General features: G+C 67.8%; 2 protein-coding genes. Both read left to right on the plus strand.

Going from position 1 to position 1498, the window contains the following annotated elements; translation table 11 throughout:
• On the plus strand, positions 1–341 hold a 341-nt coding region (locus tag ACIQMU_RS31525; protein ID WP_402690249.1), incomplete at its 5' end, for a transketolase-like TK C-terminal-containing protein.
• A gap of 34 nt (positions 342–375) precedes the next feature.
• Entirely contained in the window at positions 376–1494 is a 1119-nt protein-coding gene (tal, locus tag ACIQMU_RS31530; RefSeq protein ID WP_352241206.1) for a transaldolase, read from the plus strand.
• Positions 1495–1498 lie beyond the last annotated feature (4 nt).

Raw genomic sequence — 1498 nt, forward strand, 5'->3', positions numbered from 1 at the left:
CGACCGGTTCCGAGGTTCACCTGGCCGTGGAGGCGCGTGAGGAGCTCCAGGCGGCCGGTGTGCCGGCCCGGGTGGTCTCGATGCCGTCGGTGGAGTGGTTCGAGGAGCAGGATCAGGGTTACAAGGACAGCGTGCTCCCGCCGTCGGTGAAGGCGCGGGTCGCCGTCGAGGCGGGTATCGGTCTGACCTGGCACCGGTATGTCGGGGACGCGGGCCGGATTGTTTCGCTGGAGCACTTCGGGGCCTCGGCCGACGCGAAGGTCCTCTTCCGGGAGTTCGGCTTCACGGCCGAGAACGTGGCCGCGGCCGCGCGGGAATCTCTCGAAGCCGCCACGCGCTGACGCCGGTAGATACGACTAGTAGGAGATGCAACTCATGACAGACGCACTCAAGCGCCTCTCCGAGGAGGGCGTGGCGATCTGGCTCGATGACCTGTCGCGCAAGCGGATCACGTCCGGGAATCTGGCGGAGCTGATCGATCAGAGTCATGTCGTCGGTGTGACGACCAATCCGTCGATCTTCCAGAAGGCGATCTCCTCGGGCGACGGTTACGAGCAGCAGCTCACCGACCTCGCCGCCCGGAAGGTCACCGTCGAGGAAGCCCTGCGCATGATCACGACGGCGGACGTCCGTGACGCCGCGGACATCCTGCGCCCGGTCTTCGACGCCACCGGCGGCCAGGACGGGCGGGTCTCCATCGAGGTCGACCCGCGCCTGGCCCACAACACCCGCTCCACCGTCGCCGAGGCCAAGCAGCTCGCCTGGCTCGTCGACCGGCCCAACACCCTCATCAAGATCCCCGCGACCAGGGCCGGTCTCCCGGCGATCACCGAGACGATCGGCCGGGGCATCAGCGTGAACGTGACGCTGATCTTCTCCCTGGAGCGCTACCGCGCGGTCATGGACGCCTACCTCGCCGGTCTGGAGAAGGCCAAGGCCGCGGGCCTGGACCTGGCCAAGATCCACTCGGTCGCCTCGTTCTTCGTCTCCCGCGTGGACACCGAGATCGACAAGCGCCTCGACGCCATCGGTACGGAGGCGGCGAAGGCGGCCAAGGGCAAGTCCGCCCTCGCCAACGCCCGCCTGGCCTACGAGGCGTACGAGGAGGTCTTCTCCTCCGACCGCTGGGCCCCGCTGGACAAGGCGCAGGCCAACAAGCAGCGCCCGCTGTGGGCCTCGACCGGCGTGAAGGACCCGTCCCTCAAGGACACTCTCTACGTCGACGACCTCGTGGCCCCCAACACGGTCAACACCATGCCCGAAGCGACCCTGGAGGCGGTGGCCGACCACGGCCAGATCACCGGCAACACCGTCGCCGGCGGCTACGACCAGGCCCGCACCGACCTCGACACCATCAAGAACCTCGGCATCTCCTACGACGAGGTCGTACAGGTGCTGGAGGACGAAGGCGTCGAGAAATTCGAGGCGTCCTGGAACGACCTGCTCAAGTCGACCGAGGCCGAACTCAAGCGCCTCGCCCCCTCGGAGGACTGACCAC

Origin of the sequence: Streptomyces sp. NPDC091649, assembly GCF_044756785.1 — a bacterium.
GTDB lineage: Bacteria > Actinomycetota > Actinomycetes > Streptomycetales > Streptomycetaceae > Streptomyces.